23 protein-coding genes are annotated in these 22651 nt (G+C 46.5%); 12 read left to right on the top strand and 11 right to left on the bottom strand.

Annotated features, from left to right (window positions below; all coding sequences use genetic code 11):
* Nucleotides 1–63 precede the first annotated feature (63 nt).
* Both ACYVGR_RS16070 and ACYVGR_RS16065 read right to left on the bottom strand, forming a co-directional pair.
* On the bottom strand, nt 64–1791 hold the full coding sequence (locus tag ACYVGR_RS16070; RefSeq protein ID WP_460958399.1) for a S41 family peptidase: 1728 nt from the start codon (nt 1789–1791) through the stop codon (nt 64–66).
* A 168-nt stretch (nt 1792–1959) separates the two neighbouring features.
* A complete protein-coding gene (locus tag ACYVGR_RS16065; RefSeq protein ID WP_460958397.1) occupies nt 1960–3039 on the bottom strand; it encodes a DUF5694 domain-containing protein in 1080 nt (359 codons plus the stop codon).
* A 27-nt stretch (nt 3040–3066) separates the two neighbouring features.
* On the opposite strand from ACYVGR_RS16065, the gene ACYVGR_RS16060 reads away from it, so the two are divergent.
* Genes ACYVGR_RS16060 through ACYVGR_RS16045 form a run of 4 tightly spaced genes read left to right on the top strand, consistent with a single transcriptional unit; the run spans nt 3067 to nt 5433 of the window.
* Nucleotides 3067–3216 carry a hypothetical protein gene (locus ACYVGR_RS16060; RefSeq protein WP_460958395.1) on the top strand — a complete coding sequence of 50 codons (150 nt, stop codon included), beginning with the start codon at nt 3067–3069 and terminating at the stop codon, nt 3214–3216.
* Between the two features lie 53 nt (nt 3217–3269).
* Complete coding sequence (locus tag ACYVGR_RS16055) at nt 3270–4316, top strand: sensor histidine kinase (RefSeq protein ID WP_460958393.1); 1047 nt, start codon at nt 3270–3272, stop codon at nt 4314–4316.
* Between the two features lie 10 nt (nt 4317–4326).
* Nucleotides 4327–5082: a LytR/AlgR family response regulator transcription factor gene (locus ACYVGR_RS16050; RefSeq protein WP_460958391.1), complete on the top strand. Its 756-nt coding sequence runs from the start codon at nt 4327–4329 to the stop codon at nt 5080–5082.
* A 51-nt stretch (nt 5083–5133) separates the two neighbouring features.
* The gene (locus ACYVGR_RS16045) at nt 5134–5433 is read left to right on the top strand and encodes a Dabb family protein (RefSeq protein WP_460958389.1); all 300 of its coding nucleotides are present in this window, start codon (nt 5134–5136) and stop codon (nt 5431–5433) included.
* 73 nt (nt 5434–5506) lie between these two features.
* Here ACYVGR_RS16045 and ACYVGR_RS16040 read toward each other — a convergent pair whose 3' ends face one another.
* Complete coding sequence (locus ACYVGR_RS16040; RefSeq protein ID WP_460958387.1) at nt 5507–5920, bottom strand: Ohr family peroxiredoxin; 414 nt, start codon at nt 5918–5920, stop codon at nt 5507–5509.
* Between the two features lie 332 nt (nt 5921–6252).
* Between ACYVGR_RS16040 and ACYVGR_RS16035 the strand changes: the two genes are divergently transcribed.
* The 5 genes from ACYVGR_RS16035 (at nt 6253) to ACYVGR_RS16015 (ending at nt 12164) form a co-directional block, all read left to right on the top strand.
* Nucleotides 6253–8034, top strand: a complete 1782-nt coding sequence (locus tag ACYVGR_RS16035; protein WP_460958385.1) for a tetratricopeptide repeat protein — start codon at nt 6253–6255, stop codon at nt 8032–8034.
* A gap of 57 nt (nt 8035–8091) precedes the next feature.
* A complete protein-coding gene (locus ACYVGR_RS16030) occupies nt 8092–8955 on the top strand; it encodes a DUF4292 domain-containing protein (RefSeq protein ID WP_460958383.1) in 864 nt (287 codons plus the stop codon).
* A gap of 24 nt (nt 8956–8979) precedes the next feature.
* Entirely contained in the window at nt 8980–10431 is a 1452-nt protein-coding gene (locus ACYVGR_RS16025; RefSeq protein ID WP_460958381.1) for a murein hydrolase activator EnvC family protein, read from the top strand.
* Nucleotides 10432–10531: 100 nt separating this feature from the next.
* Nucleotides 10532–11350, top strand: coding sequence for a 3-methyl-2-oxobutanoate hydroxymethyltransferase (gene panB / locus ACYVGR_RS16020; RefSeq protein WP_460958379.1), 819 nt, complete (start codon nt 10532–10534; stop codon nt 11348–11350).
* Between the two features lie 67 nt (nt 11351–11417).
* Nucleotides 11418–12164, top strand: a complete 747-nt coding sequence (locus ACYVGR_RS16015) for an RluA family pseudouridine synthase (RefSeq protein ID WP_460958377.1) — start codon at nt 11418–11420, stop codon at nt 12162–12164.
* A gap of 148 nt (nt 12165–12312) precedes the next feature.
* Here the strand turns inward: ACYVGR_RS16015 and ACYVGR_RS16010 are convergent, their stop codons facing one another.
* The 6 genes from ACYVGR_RS16010 to ACYVGR_RS15985 form a co-directional block, all read right to left on the bottom strand.
* Nucleotides 12313–12498, bottom strand: a complete 186-nt coding sequence (locus tag ACYVGR_RS16010) for a hypothetical protein (RefSeq protein WP_182464606.1) — start codon at nt 12496–12498, stop codon at nt 12313–12315.
* Between the two features lie 695 nt (nt 12499–13193).
* Nucleotides 13194–14411, bottom strand: coding sequence for a pyridoxal phosphate-dependent aminotransferase (locus tag ACYVGR_RS16005; RefSeq protein WP_460958374.1), 1218 nt, complete (start codon nt 14409–14411; stop codon nt 13194–13196).
* Between the two features lie 58 nt (nt 14412–14469).
* Nucleotides 14470–15018 carry a 2-amino-4-hydroxy-6-hydroxymethyldihydropteridine diphosphokinase gene (gene folK, locus ACYVGR_RS16000; protein WP_460958372.1) on the bottom strand — a complete coding sequence of 183 codons (549 nt, stop codon included), beginning with the start codon at nt 15016–15018 and terminating at the stop codon, nt 14470–14472.
* Nucleotides 15019–15064: 46 nt separating this feature from the next.
* The gene (locus ACYVGR_RS15995) at nt 15065–16075 is read right to left on the bottom strand and encodes a formylglycine-generating enzyme family protein (protein ID WP_460958371.1); all 1011 of its coding nucleotides are present in this window, start codon (nt 16073–16075) and stop codon (nt 15065–15067) included.
* 41 nt (nt 16076–16116) lie between these two features.
* Nucleotides 16117–16320 (bottom strand): PIN domain-containing protein, encoded by a 204-nt coding sequence (locus ACYVGR_RS15990; RefSeq protein ID WP_460958439.1) that lies wholly within the window; start codon nt 16318–16320, stop codon nt 16117–16119.
* 40 nt (nt 16321–16360) lie between these two features.
* Nucleotides 16361–16588 (bottom strand): hypothetical protein, encoded by a 228-nt coding sequence (locus ACYVGR_RS15985; protein WP_460958369.1) that lies wholly within the window; start codon nt 16586–16588, stop codon nt 16361–16363.
* 120 nt (nt 16589–16708) lie between these two features.
* Here ACYVGR_RS15985 and ACYVGR_RS15980 point away from each other — a divergent pair, with 120 nt between their 5' ends.
* The gene (locus ACYVGR_RS15980) at nt 16709–18604 is read left to right on the top strand and encodes an ABC-F family ATP-binding cassette domain-containing protein (protein WP_460958367.1); all 1896 of its coding nucleotides are present in this window, start codon (nt 16709–16711) and stop codon (nt 18602–18604) included.
* Between the two features lie 86 nt (nt 18605–18690).
* On the top strand, nt 18691–19338 hold the full coding sequence (locus tag ACYVGR_RS15975; protein ID WP_460958365.1) for a DedA family protein: 648 nt from the start codon (nt 18691–18693) through the stop codon (nt 19336–19338).
* A 19-nt stretch (nt 19339–19357) separates the two neighbouring features.
* Here the strand turns inward: ACYVGR_RS15975 and ACYVGR_RS15970 are convergent, their stop codons facing one another.
* Together ACYVGR_RS15970 and ACYVGR_RS15965 are read right to left on the bottom strand one after the other, a co-directional pair.
* Nucleotides 19358–20731 (bottom strand): NAD-dependent succinate-semialdehyde dehydrogenase, encoded by a 1374-nt coding sequence (locus ACYVGR_RS15970; RefSeq protein ID WP_460958363.1) that lies wholly within the window; start codon nt 20729–20731, stop codon nt 19358–19360.
* A gap of 85 nt (nt 20732–20816) precedes the next feature.
* Nucleotides 20817–21302, bottom strand: coding sequence for a MarR family winged helix-turn-helix transcriptional regulator (locus tag ACYVGR_RS15965; protein ID WP_460958437.1), 486 nt, complete (start codon nt 21300–21302; stop codon nt 20817–20819).
* Between the two features lie 172 nt (nt 21303–21474).
* Between ACYVGR_RS15965 and ACYVGR_RS15960 the strand changes: the two genes are divergently transcribed.
* A complete protein-coding gene (locus tag ACYVGR_RS15960; protein WP_460958361.1) occupies nt 21475–22587 on the top strand; it encodes an HlyD family secretion protein in 1113 nt (370 codons plus the stop codon).
* Nucleotides 22588–22651 lie beyond the last annotated feature (64 nt).

Genomic DNA, 22651 nt, shown 5'->3' with positions numbered 1-22651 from the left:
GACAAGAGGGAAAACTTCTTCTCGTCCCTTTCCTCCCCCTCCTCCCTCTCTTCCTTTTCTCCTCTATTTATTATTATACGACATCGTACCGTGTTCGAGTTTATCGGCCCGGTCGAAAAGTTGAAGCGCCTTCTGGAACGTATCGTCGCTGTTACTGATAACCCGGAAGAACTCGTTATTTTGACCAGCTTTGTTGTTTTTCTGGTAAACCGAACGTGCTACCAAGGCCTTGATCTGATTGCGAATGTAGTTTTTCGAGCGGTTGAACTCTTTCTCGTTAAACTTGATGCCTTCATTAGTCGCAATTTTCACCAACTTGTTCATCTGCTCGTCGTTAATGTTAACGGTGCGATTGAACTCATCGAACGGCATTTTTTCCAGCTTCTTCTGATTGTCATTAGCGTACTCCATCGCAAACTCACGGATGATGTTCTTCCCGTAAAGTTGCACTAAATACGCCGTTTGCCAGGTCGAATCGCGCGGAATGAAATAATCTGGGGTGATACCGCCACCACCATAGACAATCCGGCCGCCATCTGTCTTGAATTTTAGTTTGGGATCGTTTTTGATAGAATCGGCAACGTAGTATTCACCCCGTTTCGAGCGCTGTTCAAGGTCTTTTTCATAATCACCTTCGTGGCCTGGCACATAGGGTTTTTGAATACTCCGGCCACTGGGCGTATAGTATCGCGAGATCGTTAACCGAAGCTCAGAACCATCGGAAAGAGTCACCGGCATTTGCACCAGCCCTTTGCCAAACGAACGGCGACCCGCAATTAACGCCCGATCGTGATCCTGCAAAGCCCCCGATACGATTTCGGAAGCCGATGCGCTCCCCTCATCGACCAGCACGACTAACGGGCCTTCTTCAAACTGACCGGCAATGTGTGCGTACGTTTTTCGGTCGTATCGATTGTCTTTACCATCCGTATAAACCAGTAGTTTATTACCCGAAATGAACTCGTCGGCAATGTTCGTTGCCCGATCCATATAGCCACCGGGGTTGTTCCGCAAATCCATCATCAGTTGCGTCATGCCTTTTGCTTTAAGCGAGGCCAACGCAGATTTAAACTCGTCGTACGTTGTTTCGGAGAAACGATTGATCTTAATGTAACCCGTCTTGGCATCGATCATATAAGCTGCATCGACTGAGTAGGTTGGAATTCGGTCGCGGGTGATGGTAAAGTCTTTGGGTTGCTTATCGCCTTTCCGTAAGATCGTCAGTTTAACATCGGTACCACGTTTGCCACGCAATGCCTTAAATACGGCACTGTTTTCTATTTTGGTACCTGCCAGCGGTTTGTCGTCTACCTTAATGATCTTATCGCCACTTAAAATACCAGCAGCCTCAGACGGGCCACCGGCCAAAGGCGTAACGACATAAACGGTGTCCTTATAGATATTGAATTCAACCCCAATGCCATCGAAACCACCTTCCAGCTGCGACCGGGCGGCCACAGCATCCTGCGGATTCATATAGGCCGTGTGCGGGTCGAGCTTCTCGAGCATTTTTGTGATCGAGTAATCCACCAGCTCGTCGGTATTGACTGTATCGACGTAGTTATTCTCAATCAGTTGCAGAATTTCCCGGTACTTCGCGTACCCGTGGCCGATGCTGTTCATGCTTTTCGATCCACCGAAAAAAGTGGCTCCAATGAGCATACCACCTGCCAGCGTAATACCCAAAATCATGGGTAATCGAACCGTGGCGCTGTCGTTTTGAATCCCATTTTTAGGACCGTTACTTTCACGACCCGACGGCTCATTCGTCGTATTCGTTGTATCTTCCATTCGTTGCGTTCTTGACGGGTGTCGTGTATACTCACATAACGTTTTGAAGATAGCGAAATGTTTGCCAGAAATGGGATATGCTCTTAAAAATTCATAAAACCGATTATTCATCGGCTTTATACCCTTACGATAGGATATAAAGCCGATGAATAACTACCTCTGATGGGTTCAGGGCTTATATTCGTTCAGGGTATACACCGTCACACCGGGCATCTCCTTTAACAGCTTAACCATCAACTCCCTATGCGAAGCGCCTACGCCAACCACAACGCGCTTTGCGCCAATCTTTCGAGCACGGTCAACAATGTTCTGGCACATTCCTTCATTCCGAAATGTCCAGTATTTCAGCATGTCCCGAACACCCGCTTCAGGAAAATTCTTTAACCCAAATAGATAGCGATTTCCATAAAAATTGCCAAAGTCGGTGTATTTGTCCCAATCGGCGGTGTTCAGAAACGCTGTTGACTTACCGGCCTGGTTGGCCTTATTTAGCAAGCGCTGGAGGGCATTATTTTCATTGTTCAATCGTAGGTATGTTTTATAGTCGGCAGAGTTGGTATCAGCTTCAATCGACTTTTCGAAGAGTTTATATAGTGAGTCCGTTCTCTCCCAGGCAGCGCTCCAGGGCGTGTTGTATTTCTGACAGTCCATCGGCATAATTTTATCCAGTTTCAGCGTCTGGGCAATGGGATGGAAGATGTTGTAATATTCGTTTGAGCGTCGGAAACCAACATTTTTGAGCGAATCAACTGGGCCGAGTATCTGGGTAAACGCGGCTATTTCCTCGGCTCCAAAAACTGGACGTAGCTTCTCGAGCAGGTAAAACTGGTAAGACGCGTTCCCGAAATCATGGGTTAGGTATAAAGCATGCGCCAGTTTCATACGCTCCTGATGATAGTTAGGATATTTACGAAGCAACTTGTACTGATGGGCAATAAACGCCTGCGGGTGTTTGGGTAGTGGATAGCCAATTTTGGTCAGATAAGCCAGTCGCTTATCAATGGCTTCTTTATTCCAGTGGCGGTCCAGTGCATCGTAGTCTTCGGGCGAAAGATTCTCACCAAACACGGCATCGGGTTTAAACGCAAGCGCTTTATTGATTGGGTATGAGAAGTCTTCAATCGGTTTAGCACCGTAGTCGTGAGCTGCTGCAATAAACAGGATTTCGAGTGGCTGGTCGTTTTTAGTCGATTGAGCCGAAGCCAGAAACGAGATGATTGTCAGGAAAAAGGAAATCAGTAATTTCATGGTGTTTGTAAATGCGTTCGTGAATTGATGGCTCAAAAGTGTGGCCTCTCTCCTGCCTCAACCAACTCTATTCGACCAACGCCACCTTTGAATCGGCTAACCGTTTCGTTAATCGACCAACGGGTGTTTAGCGCCCAAACTGGGTTGGTCGGTCAAAATCAGGTGTTGGTCGATTGAACTTGCAGCTTCCAGCTAGGCTTCAGTATTTCGTACTCGTAATAGGCTATGTCATGACGCTTCATCTACCCGCTTTTTTGAACAACCGTATCCATATTCGGAATCTGCTCTACCTTACGCTTTGGGCAACTATGGTGCTTTTGAATGCCAATGACCCTAAAAAACATGCGTTAGTTTTTGATCCACTAGAGATTTCATTCAGTCTTTCCTTCTGGCTGGCGGCCTGGTTCGAACACGCCATTGTGCTCACGCACTTGCTCAATCGGCAGCGAATCGGATGGGCACTTTTAGGCTCAGCGGGTGCTATTGGCGGATTTATTCTTATCCGTTATTTGCTGGAACAAGTTCTTTACTGGCATTTATTTGGCTTCACTAATTACGATCCCGACGTTTCTAAACTCGCTTATGCCTGGGATAATCGGTTTTATGCCATCTATGCCATTGGCCTTGGGCTGGCGTTTAAGGTCATTGAAGACTGGTTTGTTCACCAACAGGAACGCAGCGAACTCGTCAGTGAGCGCAACACGGCTGAGTTAGCCTTTCTGAAGTCGCAGGTGAACCCGCACTTTCTGTTCAATACACTGAACAACATTTATTCCCTCGCCTACACCAAATCGGATGATGCGCCAGGAGCCATTCTGAAACTGTCGGAGCTGATGCGCTATATGCTCTACGACAGCAATGAACAGAATGGAGGAACAGGACGGGTACCGTTATCGAAAGAAGTGGACTACCTGAAAAATTACGTCGAACTTGAAAAGCTACGGGTAGCCAATGCCAACGTTTTGTTTAGCGTGGAGGGCAACACCGACCTGTTCCGAATTGAACCGTTGTTGCTGGTTTCCTTTGTTGAAAATGCCTTTAAACACGGCGATCTGACAGACCCCAGCCAACCGTTAGTGCTTGATTTAAGCGTTCGAAACGGTAGATTGCGTTTCGACACGCTCAACAAAAAAATGAACCGACAAACCGATTCGGCGGGTGGTATTGGCTTGACGAATGTAAAACGGCGGCTGGCACTGCTCTATCCCAACCAGCATACGCTTCATGTTACGAATGACCAGTATAGTTACGCCTGTTCGCTGGAGTTAAGTTTATAATCGCCCTGCTATGCGCTGCCTTATTGTTGACGACGAACCGCTCGCCCACGCTGTTTTAAGCGACTACATTCGGAAAGTACCCTTTCTGGAACTGGTTGGCGCCACGACCAGCCCAATCGACGCCTTGACGCGGGTACAACGGGGCGAGGTAGATCTGGTTTTTCTGGATATTCAAATGCCCGAACTCACAGGAATGCAATTCCTGAAATTGGTAGAACGAGCCGTTAGTGACCATAAGTGTCGGGTTATTCTGACCACCGCCTATTCAACCTATGCGTTGGAAGGCTACGAACACAATGTGGTGGATTATCTGCTCAAGCCCGTCTCGTTCGAACGGTTCTACAAAGCGGTGCAAAAGCTGCTGCCACCCATTCAGTCGGCGGTGCCTGCTAGTAATCCGGTGTCCGATACTACCCCGACTAGTTCGGCTGAAGCGACATCCAAAGATTTTATTTTCGTTAAGACAGAATACCGCTTACAACGCGTTAGTTTGAGCGACATTCTGTATTGCGAAGGACTAAAAGATTATGTTTCGATTTATACGCCAACCGAGCGAATTCTGGCGCTACAAACCATGAAAAGTCTGGAAGAAAAGCTGCCACCCCATCAGTTCGCCCGAGTTCATAAATCATACATTGTGGCCCTCAACCGCATTGAATCCATCGAACGAAACCGCATATACATTAACCATCCAGGTCACTCTCAAGCCATTGTCCCCATTGGCGAAACGTACCGAGATGCTTTTTATCGACTGATTGAAGAATAAAAAGTATGCTTACTTTTATGGCTCAGTTTTAAAAGCCTGTCAACCGATATTATGTTTGTTCATACCGTTTTTTTCTGGCTTCATCATCCTGAAAGCCAGGACGACCATACCGCACTTCGTGCCGGTCTCGAATCCCTGAAAGCAGTAACCGAAATTTCAGTCGCCTACATCGGCACACCAGCCGAAACGCGTCGCCCGGTTATTGACCATAGTTACGATTTTGCGCTAACATTGGTTTTCGCCGACAAAGCCGCCCACGATGTATATCAGACCCATCCTGTTCATCTGGCCTTCGTTGATAAATGTGCTCACCTTTGGCAGCGTGTGCAGATTTATGATGCGGTGGGTTAGTTAGCATGGAGCAAGGGGCGTGGAGCGGGGTAGATGATTTTCCCTACTCCGCGTCCCTTGCTCCATGCCCCATTTACACCAACACCTCAATCTTCATATCCATATTTCCCTTCACGGCTTTCGAGTAAGGGCAGACGATATGGGCCGATTCGGCGAGTTGTTGTAGTTGGGCGTGGTCCATACCCGGAGCCTTCACCACAATCTTTCCTGACAAAAACATATTGTTGCCGTCTTTATTGAGCGAAATGCTCACTTCCACGGCGTGTTCGGGCAGAATAACTTTCCGACGTTCGGCTACGGCCATCAGTGCCCCATTGTAGCAGGAGCTGTACGCTGCCGCAAATAACATTTCGGGATTCGCAGCCCCGCCTTCGCCATGCATTTCAACTGGCCGTTTAATATCTAATTCTAAAATTCCATCGAGTGACTTTACATCACCTTCGCGCCCGCCGATATTACTAACGGTGGCTGTGTACAGGGTTTCCATGGTAACGATTTTTGAGTTTTTAGCAGTACTGCTAGCCAATTGATAACTCCTGCCCACTCTAAAAGTTATATATCTCTCAACACGTAGTTTTACTGCATTTGCCGCATACTATACCATGTCAGGCAAAGTATTTGCTACAATAGGGGTAAGGCTACACAGAGTAAGGAACCAGATAAGGCAATTTCCGTGCTCCCGGCCCCTTGCTCCAAACCTATACAAATCATTCCGTCATTTTGAACTACCTTTGTCTAAGGGGCTTACTTCAACCAAAGCCGCAATAGAACGGGATAGGACGCGTTTTGGTAAGTAAGTTCGTCTATTCGCAGACCAGCATGAAAACGTTATACAAATTTTTCTCTAACCAGTTCCTGATCGTATGGATTGGTACTCTTGGGCTGGTTATTTGGCTCACGCTGACACCAGCGTCAGCGCAGCGTCGCCGTGAAAAAGCCGTTCCCGACACATCGCTGGCCAAGGCTGGGTCGACAACCACAACCCGCATAGAAGCCGAAACTCAGTTTACGGAAGGAATGCGCTATCTGATGACCGACGAACCGACAAAGGCCATCGCGCAGTTTACAAAAGTGCTTCAGAAAGACCCTGCCAATGCGGCTGCCCAGTATTCGATGGCCAACGCATACTTAAAGGCCGGAAAAGTTACTGAAGCTATTCCTCATGCCACAAAAGCGTATACGATCGATAATCAAAACAAGTTTTACTCCCTTTTGCTGGCCGAATTATACGTCAAGCAAAAGCGGTATGCAGAAGCCGAAGAACTTTACGAAAAACTCTTGAAAAAAGGACCAGAAAACGCTGAATATGGCGTGGAGTTAGCCGCGATCTACTTATTCAACGATAAACCTGATAAGGCGCTGGATGCCTACAATAAAGTAGAGCGGGAGTTGGGACTAAATGAGGAAATCGTTCGTCAGAAGCAACGGATTTATTTAAAGCAGAACAAAATTGACAAGGCCGTTGAAGAAGCCGAAAAATTAGTAGCTTCAGAACCTTCCGATCCTGATTACCTCCTCGAAGGGGCCGAACTACTTATTGCCAATGATCGGGGCGATCAGGCCATTGGCTGGATTGATCGAGCACTTAAACTAAACGCTGATCTTCCTCAGGCACACGTACTATTGGCCGATATTTATCGCAAGAAAGGCGATATGGATCGCGTAACGAAAGAGCTGAATCAGGTGTTAGCCAACCCAAATCTTGAAGCGGGTTTGAAAGCCCGGATTCTATCGAGTTATGTCGGCATGACTGGCGAGAACACAACCGCTCGGCAAGATGCGTTAGGCATGGCACAGAACTTGGCCAAAACCTCGCCCAATGACCCAAAAACTCAGATCATGCTCGCCGATTTACTGATGCAACAAGGTAAAAAAGCAGAAGCCCGCGATGCCTATGCCAAAGCGGCCCGGCTCGATGGCTCGGTGTATGAAGTATGGGGTGCTTTGATCCAATTAGATGGCGAATTGCAACAGGTAGATAGCTTATTGGTACACACCGAAAAAGCGCTTGAGGTATTCCCCACGCAAGGGCTGTTCTGGTATTCCAATGGGTCGGCCAATCTGTATAAACGAAAATATCAGCAAGCCGTCGATGCGCTCGAAGAGAGCCGAAAGCTCCTGGCAGCTACTTCGAATAATGATCTCCGAAAAGAAATCGACGCCCAGTTAGGCGATGCTTACAACGGAATCGGCGATCATGCAAAATCCGACGAGTCGTACGAAGCGGTTCTGAAAGTAGACCCTATCAACGACCACGTTCTCAATAACTATAGTTATTTTCTATCCTTACGGAAAGAGAATCTGCCTCGCGCCTTACAGTTGGCCCAAAAGCTCATTGAACGGCACCCGACCAATGCGACCTATCTGGACACTTATGCCTGGATACTCTATGTATCAAAGGATTACGCCAAAGCCAAGCAATACCTGGAGAAAGCGCTCGCCGATCCAGCCAACGTTAGCGGTACGATCATTGAACACTACGGCGATGTTCTTTACCAGCTTGGCCAACCCGACAAGGCGGTCGAACAATGGAAACAGGCGAAAGCAAAAGGTGGAGCGGGTCCTGACTTAGACAAAAAGATAACTACTGGCAAGTTGTAAACTGGCTTATGGTTTACGGTGGGTGAATACGTAAACCATAAGCCGAAATTTTCCCAAATGAATAAATACCTGTGTGTAATTGGATTGCTGGTCACGCTGTTGAGTTCGGAAGGTTGCCGACGTCGTCATATGTCGCATTCGACGGGCTCAGCTGTTGCTCCATCGCCTACACCAGACTCAACTACTGCCGCCCGGCCTACTTCAACTATTCCTGCTACTACCCCCACAGTTGTTCGCCCGGATATTGAGGAAGCGCGTACACGTGTTGCCGAAATTGATTTTCAGTACCTCACGACCAAATCCAAACTTTCGTTTAAAAGTCCTTCGCAGGACATTGATAATGCGAATGTTAGCATCCGCATTCAAAAAGACAGTCTGATCTGGTTATCTGTATCGAAGTTGGGAATCGAAGCGGTTCGGGGACTCATTACACCGGATTCAATCACCATCATTGACAAGATTCATAAGGAGTATACCGTTTATGATTTTCCAACGCTAAGCAAACAGTTCAATTTCCAGATGAACTTCCAATTGCTACAGGCCTTAATCGTCGGAAATTTACCCTTTCCCAAACGCCCCGCTCAATTAATTAAAAATGAGGGCAATGAGCTGTTATTACGACAAACCGAAGGGCAGGCATTAGTCGAAAATTATATTGGTGAGCAGGATCGAAAATTAAAAAAACTGGTCATAACAGAGCAGCCAACCAAAAATACACTTCGGCTGGATTACGAAGATTTTACCACCCTCACTAACTTCCTGGTTCCATATACAAGTCTTTTAACGCTCGATTATCAGTCGAAAACGGATGGGCAGTCTCGTCAAACCCAGCTTCGTCTAAAACATACTAAAGTTGAACTGGTCGAAACCAGTCCGGGCTTTCCTTTCACTCTTCCGACTAATTACGAGCGTCGACCATAAGTACATTCGTTGGTCCTGAAATCCATGCACCCCACTCCCATATCCACTTGCCGAATCGTTTTCTGGTCAGCTATCAAGTTGATAGCACTCGGTTTTTTATGGTTTACCGAGCCAGTACAAGCGCAGGTGCAACCATCAACTTCGATTCCGCAAACCCAGCGGAATCGACAGGTTCTGGAAAAAGAAAAAAAGCAGAATCTAGAGAAAATGAGTCAGATTCGAACGATTTTGAAACAAACAGCCACGGAAAAGCAAGCTAGTTTAGGACAACTCAAAGCGCTCGATCAACAGATTCAGGCCCAGTCGAAACAGATTAACCTGCTTAATAAGGATCTCCGATTGACCGACGCTGAAATTGCTGAACTACGACAGGCTAGCACGAAGCTCACGCAAGATCTAAATAAACTAAAATCGGAGTACGGCTCCATGATTTATGCTGCCGACAAGCGCCGACAGCAGGTAAATCCATTGGGGTTTCTATTCGCTTCGGATAACTTCAATCAACTCGTTGCCCGCTATCGCTACTTACGCCAATATTCTGATGCCCGCCAAAGTCAGGTGCGACAAATGAACAACGTACAGGTTATGCTACAGGGGAAACAAAAAGCAACCCAGCACAAACGCCTGGAACAGAAAAACACCATTGGCGCTAAGGTAAACGAGACTAAAAAACTCGAGACATTAAAGGTTGAGAAAAACGATGTAGTTAAAGAATTAAGTAAGAAGGAGTTCGAACTTCAGACTGAGCTGGCCGAGAGCCGCCGGGCCATTAACCGGCTTGAAGCCATGATTACGCGCATCATTGCTCGTGAAGCCAAAGAACGAGCAGAGCGAGAGGCCCGAGAACGAGCAGAGCGAGAGCGGTTGGCCCGAGTTGAAGCCGCCCGTAAAGCTGCAGAACGCAAACGGGCCGAAGATGCCATTGCTGCGGCCGAAAAAGCGGGCGAAAAACCGGCACCAGCCGATGTTGCCAAAGTAGAGCGCCCAGCCGAGCCCGAACCTACGGTTAAAAAGCCCGATGAACGGCGAGACAATAACCTCAATGATGAAGAAACGGCGCTGGCATCGTCTTTCACGGCATCGCGAGCACACCTTCCCTGGCCAGTTACAAAAGGCTTTATTTCCGATCATTTTGGCCGAAAACCTCACCCAGTTCTAAAAGGTATATTCGTTGAAAATCAAGGAATTGATATCCAGACCAACGCAGGAGAAAGCGTGCGTACCGTTTACGATGGCGTTGTGCAGGATATCACCAATATCCCTGGGATGAACAATGTTGTTGCCATTCAACATGGCGACTATTTCACGCTTTACGCCAAACTAAAGAATGTATCGGTTCGCGTAGGCCAGCGCGTAAAAGCCCGCGAAACCATTGGAACGGTGGCGACCGATAAAGACGGTGTCTCCGAAATCCAGTTCCAAATCTGGAAGGAGTTCACCAAACTCAACCCCGAATCATGGCTAACGCCAAGATGATTTACGAATTACGCTGTACGAGTTACGATTTTAGAATCCTGCACCTGTACCTTTGCACGGTGCGAAATCGTAATTCGCCAATCGTACAACGTAAATCACTATGTCTGTTCATAATCCCGACATCAAGCGCGTTACCACGCATACTATACAGGAACTAAAAAATAAAGGCGAAAAAATTTCGGCCCTGACGGCCTACGATTATTCGATGGCGCGGGTAGTTGATGGAGCTGGCGTTGAACTGATCCTGGTGGGCGACTCAGCCTCGAACGTTATGGCTGGTCATGAGACTACACTACCAATTACACTCGATCAAATGATTTATCACGCCAGCTCGGTAGTGCGCGGGGTGAAGCGGGCTTTGGTTGTTGTCGATTTACCATTTGGCTCCTATCAGGGTAACTCGTCGGTAGCTCTGCAATCGGCCATTCGGATCATGAAAGAGTCAGGAGCGCATGCGGTCAAAATGGAAGGCGGTCTTGAAATCAAGGAATCAATCGTCCGAATCCTGAGCGCGGGGGTTCCTGTGATGGGCCATTTAGGCTTGACTCCTCAATCTATTTATAAATTCGGAACTTATGCCGTACGAGCAAAAGAAGAGGCCGAAGCGGAGAAGCTAATGGCCGATGCACATATGCTCGAAGATATTGGCTGCTTTGGTGTAGTGCTCGAAAAAATCCCGGCTGCTCTCACCAAAGAGGTATCGGCAAGTCTGAGCATTCCTACCATTGGAATTGGTGCTGGACCAGATGCCGACGGCCAGATTCTGGTTTTTCACGACTTACTGGGCATTAACAACGAGTTTAAGCCCCGCTTTCTGCGCCGATATGCCGAACTACATACCGTTATGACACAGGCCATTGCTCATTATGTGGATGATGTAAAAGCCAACGACTTTCCGAACGAGAAAGAAGCATATTGAGTTAGAGAATAAATGAATAATGGAAAATGAAGTTCGTGTTGCCATTTTCCATTACACATTATCCATTATGAAGAAGAAACCATACCAGGTCGTTTACGAAGATAACCACCTGCTAATTGTCAATAAAGAACCGGGCATTCTAGTTCAGGGCGATCGAACAGGCGACACCACCCTACTGGATGTTCTGAAGGATTACGTCAAGGAAAAGTACAACAAGCCAGGAGAAGTATTCCTCGGCCTGGTGCATCGGCTCGACCGCCCCGTAAGTGGTTTGGTTGTATTTGCCCGTACGTCGAAGGCACTTGAGCGCATGAACGAGATTTTCCGTAAGCGACAGGTTCAGAAAACGTATTGGGCCGTGGTGCGCCATAAGCCCCCTAAAGATGCAGATAAACTAGTAAACTGGTTGGTCAAGGACGAGCAGAAGAATCAGGTTACGGTGTACGATTATGAGGTACCTGGTTCACAGAAGGCCGAATTATCGTACCGGATATTGGGCAAAATCAATGAGCACTATTTATTGGAGGTAAATCCAATTACGGGTCGACCACACCAAATTCGCTCTCAGTTAGCACACATGGGTTCTCCGATTCGGGGAGATGTCAAGTATGGTTACGACCGGGCTGTGGCTGATAAGAAGATTTACCTGCACGCCCGCCGTCTTTATTTCATTCATCCGGTAAAGCAAGCCGGAGCGCCAGATCGACCCATCATTTGCAAAGCTGGACTACCCAACGATCCGTTTTGGGAGGAATTTCTGGAGTTGGACGATGAAAACTATAAAGACAAGAATATGGACTTCATTTATGAATAAGAAGTTCAGGACTTTCATCAAAGCCCCAAATTCATTCTATAGTTTACGGAACACAAAGAGCCGCATTTTCTGAAAATCAGAGAATGCGGCTCTTTAGTTGGATAAGCCCAAAAACCTGGCTATCCAATGTATATATAATGTCCTAAAATCAGGATTCTGTCACCTGCGTTGACGATGCCGGATCTGACGGAGCAATATCCAATATCATTTGCTCCATCACTCGTTCAATCATCTGCACAATTCCACGCAACGCTCCGAAGATGATACACATCGGAAGGATAATGGGCAAGAAAAAAACCCATTGAAAAATCATGTACAAGCGGAAATTTCTCATCGGTTTCAAGAAGTAATTATTAAAGATTAAGGTTACGGTTTTACAAATTAGACAACTTAAAAAGTCAGCGCTTGATACATAATTCTATTCTTATTCAAAATTAACCTTGACTTAATACAAAAACAAGCATAGCCTCTAAATTTTCGAAACAAAATGTTGACTTTATCTTGCTCTGCTGGTTAATATGTTGTCACTTGTCTAACCTGAATAGATTCTTCTCAATTATAATGCCAAAAAATATTTATGTCCTCCTAAGTTAACTATTTCAAAATTAACATTCCTACTGTATTTAACATTTTTCGAATATGTCACCTTAAATACCAGTATTCTTCCAATTTAGATTCTAGAGATTCTTTTGATTCTACCTGATGGTTTAGTCATTGATTATCAGCAGAATATCCGCAATAGAATCCGATAGAATCAACAGAATCCGTTTTACTAAAATACTAATTATCAGGCACTTTGGATTATGTCTTTAGGTACGCCGGAGGTCTCAACATCGTGGATCTTCCTTCGTGATGATAAACTATTTTGTATTCATTAGCTTCTTTCCGATTACTACTGGGCTTATCTGCAATTGTACTATTTAGCAAGCAGGAAATTTCTAGATCAGAACTACCCAAACAAAAAATGTCGTCAGGATGGCTGAAATATAGCCATCCTGACGACATCATTTACCTTATTTTATGGAGCTTCTACTTCAAAGTCGCCACGGCATCTTTAATCCGTTGGACGGCTTCAACAAGCGATTCATCGGAAGCCGCCGTTGAGATACGCAGGCAATCAGGAGCACCGAAGCCCGAACCGGCCACTGTTGCCACATGTGCGGTGTTCAATAACCAGCCAGCAAAATCATCAGAATTTTCGATAGTGGTTGTACCGTCCGATTTTCCGTAGTAATAGCTAATATCAGGGAAAGCGTAGAACGCACCTTCAGGGACGTTCGTGCGGAAATGAGGCACCTCTTTCAGCAGTTTCACCACTAAATCACGACGACGATGATAAGCCTTCGCCATTTCCATGGATGGTTCCATAGGACCATTCAAGGCAGCTACAGTTGCTTTCTGCGCAATCGAGTTCGTACCCGACGTTACCTGGCCTTGTAACTTCTCAACACCGTCGGCAATCCATTTAGCTGCGCCAATATAACCAATACGCCAGCCGGTCATGGCATAACCTTTAGCTACCCCATTCACCGTGATTACACGTTCAGCAATTTCAGGAATTGAGCCTATGCTGAAATGACCTTCTGGAGTGAAGTTGATGTATTCATAAATTTCATCAGCCAGCACATGAACGTTCTCATGACGAGCGACAACATCGGCAATAGCCCGCAACTCAGCTTCAGAGTAAATCGAACCCGTCGGGTTGTTTGGCGACGCATACATAACAATTTTAGTCCGATCGGTAATAGCGGCTTCAAACTGTTCTGGCGTTACTTTAAAATTATTCTCAAACGATCCGTCGATGACAACGGCCTTTCCTTCGGCCAATTTCACCATTTCGGAATAGCTAACCCAGTAGGGAGAGAAAATGATTACCTCATCTCCGGGGTTCACAAGCACCTGAATTACGTTGGCGAGCGAGTGTTTAGCACCCGTCGAGACAACGATGTTTTCGGGTTTCCAATCAATATTATTGTCGCGCTTAAACTTATCAGCAATGGCTTTGCGGAGATCAGGATAACCCGCAACAGGCGAATAGCCGTGGAAGCCGTCGTCGATGGCTTTTTTAGCGGCTTCGCAGATGTGTTGGGGCGTTTTAAAATCCGGCTCTCCAACGCTCAGGCTAATTACTTTGTGGCCCTGAGCAGCCAATTCACGGGCTTTTTTGGTCATCGCCAGCGTGGACGATTCCTCCAGCGCGTTGATGCGGTCGGCTAATAAACTCACGGTGTCAAGCGTGGCAGACATAATCGGTGCTATTTTTTTGAGAAAATGATAACAAACTGACCGCAAAGGTACAATGTTTTCAGCCGAAGGGCGAAGTTTTTGGTGAATTAAAAATTATGACCTCACCTTCATCTTCACATTCGTCCAATAACTCAAGCGTTGTTTTTTTCAGAACTGGATGAACAAACGTGGGTGCAATCTCAGCAAGAGGCACAAGCGTAAACCGTCGCTGATGCAAATACGGATGCGGAATAATCAGTCTGGGCGTTTGCAGTATGAGTTGGTCGTAATACAGAATATCAATATCAATGACACGGGCGCCCCACTTCTCAAGTCGAACGCGCCCTAACTCCTGCTCAATTGCCTGTGTCTGGTTTAAAACCGCTTCAGGTGTCAAAACTGTCTCAACAGCCAATACCTGATTTAAATAAGCTGGCTGATCCGTCACTCCCCAGGGCGCTGTTTCATACAAACCCGACTGCTTTACAATAGGCCCAACGCGCTCGGCTATCAGGTCAACAGCTCGTTGTAAGGTTGTCGTACGATCGCCAAGATTTGCTCCGAGAAGAAGAATAGTTTCCAATGAGTGAATGAGTGAATGAGTAAATGAGTGATTCCGTTCGAGCATTTAATCATTCGCTCATTCATTAATTCACCCATTCACTCATTATCTATCAATAATCTTTAATTGGCTTGATTCCGTAGTACGCTTTAATTTCCTCTTCGCTGGGGGTTTTGGCTGGACGAACAATCCGGAAACCAACAAACGAAGCCGAGGTTAACCACCAGTCCGATTTTGGACTTTGCGGATCAAGTACTTTCCAGGCAGGAGCCGAAGGCGTACGAGCTGCCGAACGTAATACTTCGGGCTCATCATCCCAGGAACCACCTCGTACGGAATTTGGGTAGAGTGTTGTTGTGGGAGCAAATGGCTCTTTCACCTTGCCGCTGGCCACTTGCTTGTAATAATCCTCAATGTACTGATCCTTCGTCCATTCCATGACGTTGCCATGCATGTCGTATAGGCCAAACGAGTTCGGCTTTTTTGTACCAACTTTCTTATAACCGCCACCACTGTTGCCTGCGAATACAGCATAGTCGCCTAATTGCTTCACATCATTTCCGAACGAATAGGCCAGCGTCGCGTTCTTATCATTTCCCCGGCAAGCGTATTCCCACTCGGCTTCGGTAGGTAGCCGATAAAATACCCCCGTTTTGGCATAAAGCCAGGCACAGAATTTAATGGCGGCATACTGGGTCATGTTAATAGCTGGGTAACCCGCCCGACCCATGCCAAATGACATGTCTACATAAGGTGGGCTAGGCCGGGTAGTAGCATCGGTTTTGGCAAGGTTCGCATCTGTTGCGGTATATTTTGCGGCCATCTCTTTCTCCATGTTCGTGAAGGCAAACAGGTCGTAAAAATCCCAGGTGATTTCGTATTTACCCATATAAAAGGGCTCGATCGTTACGCTATGTATAGGCTCCTCATCAGGTTTATGCCCTTTTTCGCCAGGGGCACTGCCCATCAGAAATTTACCTCCGGGAATAGCCACCATCGCATAGGTCTGGTTAGTACCCGGAATGGTTTGGGTATATGATTTGATACTGGTGACTTGGGCACTTGTGCTACCAATCGACGTAATATATAAGGCTACAGCTAACAGAAGGTATTTAGGAGACATCGGGGGCTATCAAAGTAATGTATTTGTAAAAGTAAAACAGATCAGTTTCTCGCTTCATATTGGTCTAGTATTTTTTTAAATTCGACTAGGCCAACCCTGACTACTTTCGGGAAATCTACTTCGTCTATCTCCCTGAAATGTCGATCTTCAGTAATAATGTAATCTGCCCCGCAGGCAATAGCACAGTCTACAAACTTGTTATCATCGACATCCGAACTTATTAGAAACCATTTGTAGTATGGAATTGTCTGAATTGCAAACAGTTTGTATCAATAACAACTATCATTAATGATAAGGTGTACGACGGTGAGTTTTGAGAGCCTCTTCTAAATCTTGTTGAGTCATCCCCCTCGCATCCCAGATTCGATCAATTTCTTCGTCTACCAATCGCGCAAAATAATCAGACAACAACTGTTTAATTTCCGCTTGTTGTTCTGGATTTAGTGGACGATCAAACTGTTTAATCATAAACAGTTGCATATCATTAAGCTTGGTGCTTTGAGCTGGTTCCATACTCCTTTATCACTTGTTGAACATTACATCCAGTAGTAAAAGTACGAACGATTTTCTTTGTTGTACCTTTGTGCTTTTAAACCTATTGGGTTTTCAAAACCTGGTGGGTTATTCAGACTTATGAACTATCTCTCAGCCGAAAATTTAACGAAGTCCTACGGCGACCGTACATTATTTAAAAACCTAACATTTGGTGTCAATCGGGGCGATAAAGTCGCGATTGTTGGGGCCAATGGATCAGGTAAAACCACCTTACTGTCTATTTTGGCCGGAGCCATGCCGCCCGATTCAGGCATTGTCAGCCATCGGAAAGACATTACGATTGGCTACCTCGACCAGCAGCCTGATTTGAACGATTCCTTAAGTGTTATGGATGTTGTTCTAGCGGGCGAAAGTGCGCAGCTCGAAGCAGTTCGGGCTTATGAGCACGCCTTGGCCATTGACGATCATGCAGCTCTCGAAAAGGCTATGATCGACATGGAAAAACTAGAAGCCTGGGATTACGAATCCCAAATTCGGCAGATTTTGGGGGAACTGGGTATCCAGAATGTCGATCAACTGGCGGGTTCGTTGTCGGGTGGTCAGCGGAAACGAGTTGCTTTAGCGCGGGTGCTTATCCAAAACCCTGACTTGCTGATTCTTGACGAGCCGACCAACCACCTCGATCTTGAAGCGATTGAATACCTCGAAAACTTCCTGAATACCAATAATGGTACGTTGCTGATGGTCTCCCACGATCGGTATTTTCTGGATCGGGTCTGTAATCAGATTGCCGAATTGGATAATGGACAGATATATTCTTACAAGGGGAATTACGCTTACTTTCTGGAGAAAAAAGAAGAACGTGAACTAGCGGCAGCCTCTGAGTTAGCCAAAGATCGCAACACCTTCCGGCGAGAACTGGAGTGGATGCGTCGGCAACCCAAAGCGCGAGGCACTAAAGCGCAGTACCGGATTGATGCCTTTGAAGACCTGAAAGAGAAAACAAGTGGCAAACGCAACGACGGCGAACTAGACCTGAATTTGCGCATGACTCGATTAGGCAGCAAAATTCTGGAAGTTGAGAACCTAAGCAAACGATTTGGCGATAAAGTCCTACTCGATCATTTCAACTACACGTTCAAACGTCCCGACCGCGTAGGGTTGATTGGCAAAAACGGTATGGGTAAAACCACGCTCATGAACATGCTAACCGGCCAGCTTCGCCCCGATTCGGGTAAGATCACAACGGGCGGCACTGTAAAGTTTGGTTATTACACACAAACAGAGCTTGATTTACCCGAAAATCAACGCGTAATTGATGTCGTGCAGGATGTAGCCGAAGTTATGAAGTTGGCTAACGGCGACACTGTTACGGCAACGCAATTACTCAGTCGTTTTTTGTTCGATCGTTCCAAACAGTATGATTATGTAGCGAAATTGAGCGGGGGCGAAAAACGACGCTTGCAGTTGCTGCTGGTGCTGGTTCAAAATCCAAACTTCCTGATTCTGGATGAGCCAACCAACGACCTCGACATCATGACGCTGAACGTACTCGAGGACTTTCTGCTCAATTTTTCGGGTTGTGTACTCATTGTAACCCACGATCGGTACTTCATGGATCGGCTGGTGGAGCACGTTTTTGTGCTGGAAGGCGAAGGGAAAGTCCGCGATTTTCCGGGCAACTACACCGACTACCGCGACTGGCGGGATTCGCAGCCCAAAAAATCGACTTCACAAATTGATAAACCAGCAACACCAGCTCCCAAGAACCAAACGCCTGAACCTGTAGTTTCTTCGGCAGCGAGTACGGTAAATGGCGCGAAGAAAAAGCTTTCGTTCAAAGAAATCCGCGAATACGAAACGCTTGAAAAAGAAATTGAATCGTTGGAGCAACGCAAAATCGAAGTTGTGGATCTGCTTAATTCAGGTGGACCGCATGAGCAATTAATCGCCTGGTCGCGTGAAATTGAGCAAATCGAGCACAGTATCGCTGAAAAATCGGACCGTTGGCTGGAGCTGGCGGAGTTTATGTAATTGTGAATGAGTGAATGAGTGATTGAGCGAATATTGTCTGTGTCAGGATTCACTCAATCACTCATTCACTCATTCACTCATTAATTATGAACCAGATTATCGACTTTTTCCAGTATCTGCTTAATTCCGAAGAAATTATTCGGACAGGTGGTCTGGTGTTGATTACCCTCATCATTTTTGTTGAGAACGGTATTTTCTTCGGCTTCTTCCTGCCGGGCGATTATCTGCTGTTTTTATCGGGCGTCTTTGCGGGCACAAAACTGTTGAATGTACCACTCTGGTTATTATTGAGCTGCATTTTTGGCGCGGCTGTACTAGGCTCGGCAACGGGTTACCTAACAGGCTATTATTTTGGCGCACGCATCAAAAATCGCCCCGACTCACTGTTTTTTAAACAGAAATACATCGATAATACGCGAGACGCCTTTTTACGATACGGCAATAGTGCTCTGATTATCTCGCGCTTTTTACCCATTGTCCGCACGTTTGCTCCATTACTGGCTGGCCTTATTCACATGCCAGCGCCATTTTTCATGTTGTACAATGTCATTGGTGGCGCTATTTGGGTGCTAACATTGGTAGGTGGTGGCTTCTATTTTGGCGAGAAGTTCCCCTGGATTGTCGATTACGTTCAGTACATCATCCTGTTTTTCCTCGCTATCACGACCTTCACCGTTATTAAAGGCTACCTGAATGCGCGGAAGCAAAAACCAACGGAGAACATCAGCGAATAGAAATCATAAACAACTGAGCCTACGGCTTCTCAATCCACACAGTTTTCACATTGACGAACTCTTTGATACCGACCTCCGAGAGTTCGCGCCCGAAACCAGACGTCTTGATCCCGCCAAACGGAACCCGCGCATCGGAACGCATTAACCCATTCACAAACACAGACCCAGCCTGAATTTGACGCACTAGCCGGTCGGCTTTGTCCAGATCCTGCGTCCAGAGCGCAGAACCAAGTCCAAAATTAGATTGATTGGCTAACCGAATGGCATCGGCTTCGTCTTTAGCTTCAATCAAAACGGCTAAGGGGCCAAACGTTTCTTCGTCGAAAGCCGCCATGCCAGGTTTTACTTTATCCAACAGAATTGGGGCAACGTTGCAGCCAGATCGCTGGAAGCCCGTTCCCTTTCCACCAGCTACTAATTTGGCGCCTTGAGCGATAGACTCACGAGCTTGTCGCTCAATGTCGTCGGCCAGATTAAGACGCGCCATCGGCCCCATCGTGGTAGTTTCATTGGTTGGATCTCCCTGCTTGATGTTGCTGATTTGATTTATCACCAACTCTGTAAATTGCTTTTTCACCGATTTCTCAATGATAAACCGTTTTGCAGCAATACAGCTTTGCCCGGCATTTTGCATGCGGGATTTTACCGCTATTTCAGCGGCTTTTTCCAGATCGGCGTCGGCCAATACGATAAGCGCATCAGATCCACCCAATTCCAGTACTGACTTTTTGATCTGGCTACCGGCAATACTTGCCACCGATGCTCCTGCCCGTTCGCTACCGGTGAGCGTAACCGCTTTTACCCGGCGGTCTTTCAAAATACCTTCAATAGCCGACGAATCGACCAGTAGTGAACTAAATACGCCCTCGGGCAGACCAGCCTCCCGAAAAATTTCTTCAATGGCCAGCGCACAGCCAAACACATTGGATGCGTGTTTCAGTAAGCCAACATTCCCCGCAATAAGGCCCGGAATCGCAAACCGCATAACCTGCCAGAAAGGGAAATTCCAGGGCATAATGGCCAGTACCGGTCCGAGTGGCTGATACGTTATAAAACTATATTTGGCATCGGTTTCAATAGATTGGTCGGCAAGAAAGGCTTCGGCATGATCGGCGTAATAGACGCACGTAGCTGCGCATTTTTCAACTTCAGAAACAGCCTCCTTGAGCGTTTTACCCATTTCGGCCGTCATCAGTTCGGCATAGCGCTGCTTGTGCGCAGATAAATACGTACCTACTTTACGTAGATAGTCTGTACGCTCCCGAACAGACAAAGCCGACCAGTCGGCGAAGGCCCGGTCGGCTTGTTTCAATTTACGCTCTATAGCCTGAGAGCTATCGGCGCGATACGTTTTCAGCTTTTGCTGATTATATGGGTTGATGGAGGAAAACATGAGTGACTTACGAATTACGGTTTACGATGTGCGAATTAAGGACTGATGTCAGGCAACTCGTACACCGTAAACCGTAATTCGTAAATCACTGTTCTTCGCTTTCTAATTTATTGGTTAATTCAACCAGGGTATCAAGAACCAGTTCCATGCGCTCATGCCCAACGATCACATCAAATTTATCACGAGCCTCTTCCATACACCCTTTAAGACTTATGAATAACTCCTTCCCTCGATCATTCAGAAAAATAATGTTCGACCGAGAGTCGGTCGGATTTTTCTGAATGTAGATATAACCTTCGCTTTCCAGCAAACCAACGATTTTACTCATCATTTGCTTCGTAACGCAGGCCCGTTTCGCTAACTCATTATTTGTTGTTCCTCCCTCTTCAATGTTCGAGAGAAACATCAAATAACTCATTTTGAAATCTTTATATCCAAGTGCATGCAGTTTAGGCTCAATATAGTTACTCGTATATCGCTTGAGCCGCCAGAATAAGCGACCTAGAGATCGCTCCCGAATGACCCGATATTGGTCAAAATCAAAGGAATTTTTGTCTGTTTCCACGAACATATTGGCAAAATGAAAAACGCTGAACCATTTCAGGCCAAAAGATATTACAAATATAGTCAACCTACTTGACTTCATAGTCAACCTGGTTTACTTTTGTCCCACATTAGTCAAACATATTCGACTACACAATAGGTTCTTTACCAACAGGACTTGCCTAAAACCAAGTAAAACAATGGCAACCACAACACAACAAATGGCAACCACAGAAGAGAAAAGCGGTATCGGCGCATATTTACCTCGCATTATTATTGGACTAGTAGTACTTGTAGGTGGTTATTTCGGGTATCAGGCGTTCCGCCATAGCCAGCAGTACGAAACAACAGACAACGCCCAAATTGAAGGTAACTCAGCACCAGTTCTCGCTCGGGTAGCCGGTTACGTAACCTCGGTGAATGTTCAGGATTACGCTAACGTAAAACAAGGTCAGCAACTCGTAACCATCGATCCTCAGGAATATGATGTAGCCCTGGCACAAGCCGAAGCCGATTATCAGCAATCATTGGCCGACCTTGAAAACGCCCGCGCCGACCTGCAAAATGCACAGGCTACAGCTCGCAACGTAGCGCAGAATGCGCGTGTAGCTCAATCGAACGCTCAGGTGCAGGCTATTCGGCGAAACAAAGCCCAGCAGGATTTGCAACGCGACCAGAACCTGTACAAAGAGCAGTCGCTGACCAAAAAGCAACTGGAAGATTCGCAGAATAACGTAGAAGTACAATCGGGACAGTACAACGCGAATATCGAGCAGGTTAACCTCGCCAAAACATCGGAAAGCGTAGCACAGGCTGGTATTGCCAAAGCGCAGGCCAACATTCAGAAAATCCAGGCCGTGCTGAAAGTGAAACAGGCTGCTATCGATAATGCCAAGCTGAAAGTAGGTTATGCCCGGATGACCGCTCCGATTGCGGGTAAAATTGGTCGCAAAAACGTAGTTGTTGGTCAATATGTACAACCTGGCCAGAACCTGTTTACGATCGTTGCCGATTCGACCTTCTGGGTAGTGGCGAACTTCAAAGAAACGCAGCTGGAGAAAATGCAGCTTGGCCAGGAAGTTGACATCAAGCTGGATGCTTATCCAGACCTCGATATCAAAGGCCGCGTATCGTCGTTGTCGGATGCAACAGGAGCCCGATTTGCACTGCTCCCTGCCGATAACGCATCAGGAAATTTCGTGAAAATCACGCAGCGCGTGCCAGTGAAAATCGAAATCCTGAATCCAGAGAAATACAAAAGTCAACTGCGGGCCGGTCTGAGTGTAGACGCCGAAGTGCGTGTAGCTAAGTAAAAAAGGAGAAAAGGGAGTAGAGGGAATAGAGGAGAAAGTAATCTGTTCACTCCTATTCTTCTTC

This window comes from Spirosoma litoris, from assembly GCF_054776755.1.
The sequence above is the reverse complement of the archived record's forward strand: the minus strand, read 5'-3'. Positions and strand labels throughout refer to the sequence as shown.